The sequence below is a fragment of the uncultured Aquincola sp. genome (assembly GCF_964001545.1).
GTDB lineage: Bacteria > Pseudomonadota > Gammaproteobacteria > Burkholderiales > Burkholderiaceae_C > Aquincola.
Window position 1 is genome coordinate 1 of sequence record NZ_CAXFDV010000828.1, and the last position, 8,221, is coordinate 8,221.

The 8,221-nt window shown below is 72.3% G+C and carries 8 protein-coding genes and 1 pseudogene; 2 read left to right on the forward strand and 7 right to left on the reverse strand.

All coding sequences use genetic code 11. The features are described from left to right. A partial coding sequence (locus ABNT58_RS28630; RefSeq protein WP_348756747.1) for a GAF domain-containing protein occupies positions 1-1,455 on the forward strand: 1,455 nt, incomplete at its 5' end. Further along, a complete protein-coding gene (gene bchO, locus ABNT58_RS28635) occupies positions 1,452-2,357 on the forward strand; it encodes an alpha/beta fold hydrolase BchO (protein WP_348756748.1) in 906 nt (301 codons plus the stop codon). The genes ABNT58_RS28630 and bchO, both read left to right, overlap by 4 nt. Positions 2,358-2,441: 84 nt before the next feature. Here the strand turns inward: bchO and ABNT58_RS28640 are convergent, their stop codons facing one another. From ABNT58_RS28640 to ABNT58_RS28670, 7 genes and pseudogenes are all read right to left on the reverse strand, one after another. Continuing rightward, positions 2,442-3,464, reverse strand: a complete 1,023-nt coding sequence (locus tag ABNT58_RS28640; RefSeq protein ID WP_348756749.1) for a TerC family protein — start codon at positions 3,462-3,464, stop codon at positions 2,442-2,444. A gap of 277 nt (positions 3,465-3,741) precedes the next feature. Next, entirely contained in the window at positions 3,742-5,721 is a 1,980-nt protein-coding gene (locus tag ABNT58_RS28645) for a magnesium chelatase subunit D (RefSeq protein WP_348756750.1), read from the reverse strand. Next, the gene (gene bchI / locus ABNT58_RS28650) at positions 5,718-6,746 is read right to left on the reverse strand and encodes a magnesium chelatase ATPase subunit I (protein ID WP_348756751.1); all 1,029 of its coding nucleotides are present in this window, start codon (positions 6,744-6,746) and stop codon (positions 5,718-5,720) included. Before bchI ends, ABNT58_RS28645 begins: the two co-directional genes overlap by 4 nt. Before the next feature lie 58 nt (positions 6,747-6,804). Further along, positions 6,805-7,119, reverse strand: coding sequence for a high-potential iron-sulfur protein (locus ABNT58_RS28655; protein WP_348756752.1), 315 nt, complete (start codon positions 7,117-7,119; stop codon positions 6,805-6,807). Positions 7,120-7,150: 31 nt separating this feature from the next. Beyond that, a complete protein-coding gene (locus ABNT58_RS28660) occupies positions 7,151-7,447 on the reverse strand; it encodes a hypothetical protein (protein ID WP_348756753.1) in 297 nt (98 codons plus the stop codon). Between the two features lie 10 nt (positions 7,448-7,457). After that, a complete protein-coding gene (locus tag ABNT58_RS28665) occupies positions 7,458-7,946 on the reverse strand; it encodes a TspO/MBR family protein (RefSeq protein WP_348756754.1) in 489 nt (162 codons plus the stop codon). Next, a pseudogene (locus ABNT58_RS28670) lies at positions 7,943-8,221 on the reverse strand (geranylgeranyl diphosphate reductase); the annotation flags it as partial. The gene ABNT58_RS28665 and the pseudogene ABNT58_RS28670, both read right to left, overlap by 4 nt.

An 8,221-nucleotide genomic window follows, 5' to 3' on the forward strand; every position in this document is an offset into this window, starting at 1 on the left:
AGCATGTCGCCGCTGCACCTGCAGTACCTGCGCAACATGGGCGTCACGGCCACGCTGGTGGTGTCTCTGGTGCACGAGGGTCGGCTGTGGGGCCTGATCGCCTGCCACCACTACCGGCCACGCAACTTGCGCTATGCGGTGCGCACCGCCTGCGACCTGCTGGCCGAGGTCATCGCCACCCGCATCGCTGCCATCGAGAACTACGCGCACGCGCAGGTGGCGCTGGTGGTGCGCCGGCTCGAACAGCGGCTGGTCGAAGCCACGTCCACCGAAGGCGACTGGCGGCTGGCGCTGCTGCGCAACCCGGCCACGCTGCTGCAGCCGCTGGGTGCCACCGGCGCCGCGCTGTTCCACGACGGCGAGGTGCTGACCTCGGGCGAAGTGCCTTCCACGCCCGAGCTGCGGGCGCTGTGCCAGTGGGTGGATGCGCGGCCCGACCTGCCGGCGCCCGGCCAGCCGGCGCTGGTGTGCGGATCGATCGAGCAGGCCGAGCCCACGCTGGCCTCGCTCACGCCGCTGGCGGCTGGCGTGCTGGCGGTGCGGCTGTCGGCCGCACAGCCGCACTACCTGATGTGGTTCCGCAAGGAACAGCTGCTGACCGTGACTTGGGCCGGCGACCCCCACAAGCCCAAGCTGGGCGACGACCCGATGGAGCTGTCGCCCAGGCGCTCGTTCGCGGCCTGGTCCGAGATCGTGCGCGGCACCGCCCTGCCCTGGAGCCCCAGCGAGCTGGCCCTGGCCCGGGCCTTCGGCGCGGCGCTGGTGGACATCATCGTGCAGGTGCATGCGGTGCGGCTGCTGATCGCCGAGCGCCAGCTGCTGCAGATCCGCGAGACGGTGCAGCACTCGCGCGAGCCGGTGGCCATCGCCGATGCGCAGGGCCGGCTGCTGCATGCCAATGCCGCCTTCCTGGCGCTGCTGGCGCCCGCTGCCGCTACCGGCGCCACCACGCCACTGCAGACGCTGGACGACGTGGCCCGGGGCTTCGAGCCGCCGGCTTCCCTGCAGCAGGTGCTGGCCGGGCTGCAGGCCGCCCGACAGCCCTGGCGCGGCACGCTGGCCCTGCGCCGCGAACCAGGGGCCGCCCAGGCGGTGGGCGTGCGGGCCGAGGTGGTGCCCGGCCGCGACGGCGCGGCGCTGGGCTTCATCCTCACCCTCACCGACCTGCGCGACCACCAGCGCGCGGCTCAGGCGCGGCGCCAGCTGGAAGCTTCGCTGGAACGCACCGCGGGCGAGCTGGCCGCGCAGCAGCTGCAGCCCGGCCCCGGCGAAGCCGCCCCACCGCCCGACGAGGTGATGCGCGCCATCCTGGGCAATGCCAGCCTGGTGGCGATGGACATTGCCGACGGCCCGGGCGGCCCCGGCATTGCGCCGCTGCTGCAGGAAGTGCAAGCCTCCACCCAACGGGCGGCCCTGCTGTACGGGCGCATCCGCCGGTTCGGCACCGGGCGGTGAGCGGCCCGATGCACGGCGCCCGGTTGCACTGGGCCCGCGACGGCGCCGACTGGCCCCACCGCGCGCACAGCCGCTTCGTGCATGCCGGCGGCCTGCACTGGCATGTGCAGGTGGCCGGCCAGGGGCCGGTGCTGCTGCTGCTGCACGGCACCGGCGCTTCCAGCCACAGCATGGCCGGGTTGCTGCCGCTGCTGGCCGAGCGCTTCACCGTGGTGGTGCCCGACCTGCCCGGCCATGCCTTCACCGATGCCTTGCCCGGCAGCGCCAGCCTGCCGGCGATGTCGCGGGCGCTGGCCGCCTTGCTGGCGGTGCTGGCCGTGGCGCCGCCGGCCCTGGTGGCCGGGCACTCGGCGGGCGCGGCCATCGGCGCGCAACTGGTGCTGGACGGCCATGCACCGGCGCGCGCCGTGGTGGCCATCAATGGCGCGCTGCTGCCTTTTGATGGCCTGGCCGGCCTGCTGTTCGCGCCGCTGGCGCGGCTGGTGGGAGGTGGCCCGCTGCTGCCCGGGCTGGTGAGCCGGCTGGTGGCCCGCCAGGCGCGCGACCCGCGTGCGCTGCGGCGGCTGATCGACGGCACCGGATCGAGCGTGCCGCCGGCATCGGCCGCGCTGTATGCACGCCTGGTGCAAAGCCCGGCCCATGTGGCCGGTGCATTGGCGATGATGAGCCACTGGGACCTGCGGCCGCTGGCCGAGGCCCTGCCCCGGCTGCCGGCACCGCTGTGGTTGCTGGCCTCCGACCGCGACCGCATGGTGCCGCCGGCCCAGGCGCAAGACCTGGCGCGGCGGCTGCCCCGGGCGCGCTGCGTGCCGCTGCCCGGCACCGGCCACCTGGCGCATGAAGAACAACCGGCCCCGGTGGCCGCGCTGATCGCGCTGGCAGGGGACGGTGGAGGTGACTGAGATGAAGGTTCAGCCGCCGGGCCGCCCCAAGGCTGAACGCTCCCCCCTGGGGGGGCGCGAGCGCAGCGAGCTTGGGGGCCAAGTTCATTGTTCGTCACCCTTGGGCTTGGCGCCGAAGGGGTAGGCGCCGCCTTCATGCGCCGGCTTGCCGCCCTTGGGCGGGATCTTCAGCGACAGGACCATGGTGATGGCCAGCGTCACCGCGGTGAAGCCCAGCGAGAACACCACCGGGATCTTGTAGACGTCGATCAGCAGCATCTTGGCGCCGATGAACACCAGCACGATGGCCAGGCCATAGCTCAGCAGGTGGAAGCGCTCATGCATGTTGGCCAGCAGGAAGTACATCGCCCGCAGGCCCAGGATCGCGAACACGTTGGACGTGAGCACGATGAACGGGTCGGTGGTGATGGCGAAGATGGCCGGGATCGAATCCACCGCGAACACGATGTCGACGATGCCGATCAGCAGCATCACCACCAGCAGCGGGGTGGCCATCTTCACGCCGTTGACCACGGTGAAGAGCTTCTCGCCGTCGTAGTCGGGCGCGATCTTGAAGTGGCCACGGATCCACTTCAGGGCCGGGTTGTTGTCGAGGTCGGGCTCCTGACCGGCCGCCCACCACATCTTGATGCCGGTGAACAGCAGGAAGGCGCCGAACACGTACAGGATCCAGTGGAACTGCGCGATCAGCCAGGCGCCCACCAGGATCATCACCGCACGCAGCACCAGCGCGCCCAGGATGCCGATCATCAGCACCCGCTTCTGGAACTCGGCCGGCACCGCGAAGTAGGTGAACAGCATCAGGAAGACGAAGATGTTGTCGACCGCCAGCGCCTTTTCGATCAGGTAGCCGGTGAGAAACTCCAGCGCCTTGCCGTTGGCCAGTTCACGCGCTGCCGGGTCGGTGCCCGTGCCACCCAGGTACCACCACAGCCAGCCCATGAACACGAAGGACACGCCGACCCAGATGAGTGACCAGATGGCCGCCTCCTTGGTGCTGACGCGGTGCGCGCCCTGCTTGCTCATGGCAAAGAAGTCGACGAGCAGTGCCACGAGCACGAACGCCGAGAACAAGGACCACATGAGTGGTGAACCGATGGATTCCATAGACCGCCTTTGAGAGTGAGTGAGCCGTCCGACCCTCCGCGGTAGCGGACGGCTGATGACACAAGGACCCAAGGCTGGTCTTGCCGTGACGACGATGGAGCGGTCTGGCAACCGACATCGTGGCCTGCAGCGCCGGGGGATGGTGCGGGACACCACGCCCGTATTGACGACACTGCGCCGGACCCACGTTCTGCGGATAGAACGCGACCCGGTGGCTACTCCCCAACACAAGTGGGGCGGAGTCTAGCAACAAGTCGGCACAAACGTGCAATGACCTTCAAACCGGCGGCCTGGCCGGTGCCTGCAAGGCCTGCCACAACCGGCCTGCATCGGCCTGCGGCAGCGGCAGGTAGCGTGCGCCCAGGGCCTCGGCCAGCGCACGTCCGGCGGGCTGCGGGTCGCGGCCGGTGTCGATCATCAGGCTGGCCAGGCCGGCGGCCCGCAGCGCGCGGGCCGAGGCCAGCGCATCGGCCGCCGCACGCTCGCGCCCCGGTGCGCCGCCACGGCCGACGTTGGCGCGGGCATCGGTCATCAGCACCACCAGCACGCTGCCGCCCTGGCGCTGCAGGCCTTCGGCCAGCAGGCGCGCGGCGTCGATGCCGGCGGCCAGCGGCGTGCCGCCGCCGCCGGGCAGCTCGGCCAGGCAGCGCTTGGCCCGCACCAGCGAGCGGGTGGGCGGCAGCAGCAGCTGCGCGCCGGTGCCGCGGAAGGCGATCAGCGCCACCTTGTCGCGGCGCACGTAGCAGTCGGCCAGCAGCAGTTCCACCGCGCCCTTGGCCTCGGCCAGCCGGTGCAGCGCCAGCGAGCCGGAGGCATCGACCGCGAACACGGTGGTGGTCTCGCGCCGCTGCGCAAAGCGTCGGATGCGGAAGTCTTCGCGCCGCACCAGCACCTGCGCGCCCACCGGGCCGCCGTGCAGCAGGGCTTCTCGTCGGCGCAGGGGCTGCCAGGGGGCGGCGGCGCGCAAGGTCTCGATGATGTCGAGCCGCCCCTGGCGCGGGTCGCCCCGCACGCTGCCGATGGGGCGACCCTGTCGGCGGTGCTGCTGCGTGGCACCGGCACGGCCGCCGGCTGCGGTGGCGTGGCGCTGGCCGGCCCGCGCGGCCAGACCGAGCAGCAGGCCGGGCGGCAGTGCGCTGAGCGCGGCGGCGGTGAGGCGGTCAGGCAGCGGGTGTCGGGGTTCGGGCGCGCAGGCCGCGTCGTCCGTGGGCGGCGCAGGGGCTTCGCCGGCTTCGGTGGGCGGGGTGGCGGCCTGGGCCGTCTCGGGGGGCGGCGGCAGTTCACTGGGCGGGTGGGCTGGCGGCGCTGCTGGCGCCGATTCAGGCGTGGCGGCCTGCGCCGCGTCATCGGCCGGGCCGGCCGGCAGCTGCCGCGCGCGCGGGCCCAGCACCAGGCGCGCGGCCAGCTCGGCGTCTTCGGCCTGCACCTGCGCACGGCCGGCCCAGGCCGCCGCCGCGCAGGCCGCGCGCCAGGCCAGCCAGGGCACGCGCACCGAGGCAATGCCCAGTGCCACTGCGGCGGCGCACAAGGCGGTGGCGATGTCTTCGTCGAAGGGCAAGGCCGGCAAGGCGGCGCGGGCGGCGGTCAGGCGTGCGGCAGGGTCGGCAAGCTGCGCCGTGCCCACGCTGCGCTGTCGCCCGTACCTGTCTAGACAAGTGGGCGACTGTCCCACTTCGGCCTGCCCCCATCGGCCCGGCCCGGGGTGCAGGTCCAGCTGCAGCGCCAGGCGCTCGCACAGGCTGGCGGGCGGGGCTTCATCGGCTTCGCCTTCATCCAGCGCCACCACGGCCAGGGCGGGCTGCCCGGGCGCCACCGCGTCCAGCGCCGCCGCGACGCGGCCGGCGGTGGCGGCGGGCAGGCGTTCGGCCATGGCCAGCAGCAGCACGCCACCGGCGGCCTGCTGCAGCAGGCCGGGTTGCTGCACCGGCCGGCGGGCCTGCAGCGTGGCACCCAGGTCCAGGCCGCCCAGCAGCCGCTCGTCGCCGATGGTGGCGGGCATGCGGCGCATCGGCGTGCCGGGCGGCAGCAGCTGCTGCAGCAGCGCCAGCCAGGCATCGCGGGCCGGGCCGGCCGCTGCCCGCAGCCGCACGCCGCCCAGGCCGGCCGGGTCGACGGCCAGCAGCGCGGCAGCCAGGGCGGCATCGGCAGCAGGGTCGCCAGTGCCCGGCGTTGCCCGGCCGTCCTGCGGGCGCGGCGCCGCACCAGGCGCCAGCGAGGCTGAAGCCCCACCGCCAGCCGACGCAGGCGCTGCGTTCATGCGGCCGCGTCGTCGAACAGCTCGGCCAGCGCGCGCTCGACCCGCTCGGTGGAGCCGGATTCGTCCAGCGGATCGCGCCGCAGCCGGTGGCGCAGTGCGGCCGGCGCCACCCGGCGCAGGTGGGGCACGCCGGCCTGGGCATCGCCTTCCAGCGCGGCCAGCGCGCGGGCGGCGCGTGTGAGCGTGAGTTCGCCGCGCAGGCCGTCGGTGCCCAGCGCCATGGCCAGGCGGGCGGCGGCTTCCAGCGTGGCATCGGGCACGGTGGTGGCGGCCAGTTGCTCACGGGCGCCGAGCACGCGGCGGCGCACCTTGGCGTCTTCCTTCTTCCAGTGTTCGGCAAAGCCGATGGGGTCGCGCTCATAGGCGTCGCGGCGCTTGACCACTTCCACCCGGGCGGCCACGTCCATCGGCGTGCGCACTTCCACCGACAGGCCGAAACGGTCGAGCAGCTGCGGCCGCAGCTCGCCCTCTTCGGGGTTGCCGCTGCCCACCAGTACGAAGCGGGCGGGATGGCGCACGCTCAGGCCTTCGCGCTCGACCACGTTCTCGCCGGAGGCGGCCACGTCGATCAGCAGGTCGACCAGGTGGTCTTCCAGCAGGTTCACTTCATCGATGTACAGGAAGCCGCGGTGCGCACGGGCCAGCAGCCCGGGCTCGAAGCTGCGCACGCCCTGGGTGAGCGCCTTTTCCAGGTCGAGCGCACCCACCACGCGGTCTTCGGTGGCGCCCAGCGGCAGGTCGACCACCGGCACCGGCATCTTCATCGTGCGCGGCGCACTGCGCAGCGCACGGCAGTCGTCACAGCCGCCGCTGGTGGCCAGCGTGGCGGGGTCGCAGTGGTAGCGGCAACCGGCCACCGCCAGCATCGGCGGCAGCAGCGCCGCCAGCGAGCGCACCGCGGTGCTCTTGCCGGTGCCGCGGTCGCCGAACACCAGCACGCCGCCGATGGCCGGTTCCACCGCGGCGACGAGGATGGCGAGCTTCATCTCCTCCTGCCCGACGATCGCGGAAAACGGGAATGCCATGGATGTCCTCACTTTCCGGGGGTGGCGTCGGGCGCCTGGAAATCAAAGCTGTTGGCGATCAGCCGGCCTTTTTCGTCCAGGCCGAGCACCAAGCCTTGTTCAGTACTTGCTTGCCCTGGAACAAGGTACATGGCGCCTTCTCGGCCGTGGCCGCGCCCTGGAACAGCTGGCAGTTGCCGCAGTGCTGGTCGGGCGTGTGCTTGGGGAACTTCGTCTTGTCGGCCTTGGTCGTATCGGTCACGTAACCCAGGGCCACGGCCTGCGGGTCTTTCGGATCGACGGCGGCGGTGGCCTGGGCCTGCACGGCACGGGCGGCCAGCAGGGCGGTGCCGGCGGCCGGCACGATGGCGATGAAACGGCGACGAGTGGTCATGGAACGTCCTCTTTGGCGGTTGGCTACAGAGTCATGGATGCCGGGGCATCCTCACGTCAAGGTCGGGGGCGGCACGGGGCCGCACACGCCGGTACAGATCGAAGGCATGGGCGGCTCCGGCCGCAGCCAGCCAGAAGGCCAGCCGCTCCCCGGAAGCGCCGGCCGCCGCATCACGCACGGCCAGCGCCAGGCATGTTCCGGCAAGCAGGCTGCCCGCGACGTCAAGCAAAGGTAAACCTCGCAGCGTGCTGCGTCGCAGCCACAGCAGCAGCACGGCCTCGAGCAGCAGCACGGCCAGCACCAGGTGAATGAGCCAGGCCGTGTCCATGCTTACGCGCCTAGCCGCCGAACGGCGCGTTCAGGCGCACGATGGTGAAGTTGAGCACCGAGGCAAAGCTGACCCACGCCAGGTAGGGCAGCAGCAAGGCACCGGCGATGCGGTCGCGCCGACCGGCCACCACCACCATGGCCACGATGCTGAGCCACAGCAGGCCCACTTCCATCAGCGCCCAGTCGGGCCGGCGCTGGTTGAAGAAGAGCACGCTCCACAGCACGTTGAACACGCCGTTGATGCCGAACACCGCCAGCAGCGCACCGCGGCCAGGCCGCGCCACGTCGCTGCGCCAGGCCCGCACCGCGGCGATCACGCACAGCAGGTACAGGGTGGTCCACACCGGCCCGAACAGCCAGTCGGGCGGCTGCCAGCTGGGCTTGTTGAGCGCGCGATACCAGGGGCCGATGTCGGTGGCCAGGCCGCCGACCAGCGACAGCGCCACTGCCCACAGCGCCGCGACAACAACGGGTTTCCACAGCGGGCCCTGCCTCATACCCGCGCCACCCCGAGGAGGTGGGCAAGGTCCTTGAAGAAGATGCGCACGTGTGCCATCGGGCGTGCGCGAACGAGTCTTTTGTTCATGTAGGCATCGAAAGTGAGTTGCTGGATGTCCCGGTCGCGGCACAAGCTGACGAAGCGCTCACGGCGCTTGTCGCTCACGTACCAGAACCCCTGCATGATGCCCAAGACCCAGAACACCCGGCCATGCTCGCGCATGAAGCTGCGGCGCGCGCCGGCCAGTGCACGCGCGTCGCCGGTGGCCAGGCA

Bases quoted from the DNA above. Each gene is read 5' to 3' on its own strand.
- ABNT58_RS28640 (WP_348756749.1), bottom strand. From the start codon at position 3,464: ATGGAATCCATCGGTTCACCACTCATGTGGTCCTTGTTCTCGGCGTTC.
- ABNT58_RS28645 (WP_348756750.1), bottom strand. From the start codon at position 5,721: ATGAACGCAGCGCCTGCGTCGGCTGGCGGTGGGGCTTCAGCCTCGCTG.
- bchI (WP_348756751.1), bottom strand. From the start codon at position 6,746: ATGGCATTCCCGTTTTCCGCGATCGTCGGGCAGGAGGAGATGAAGCTC.
- ABNT58_RS28665 (WP_348756754.1), bottom strand. From the start codon at position 7,946: ATGAGGCAGGGCCCGCTGTGGAAACCCGTTGTTGTCGCGGCGCTGTGG.
- ABNT58_RS28655 (WP_348756752.1), bottom strand. From the start codon at position 7,119: ATGACCACTCGTCGCCGTTTCATCGCCATCGTGCCGGCCGCCGGCACC.
- ABNT58_RS28660 (WP_348756753.1), bottom strand. From the start codon at position 7,447: ATGGACACGGCCTGGCTCATTCACCTGGTGCTGGCCGTGCTGCTGCTC.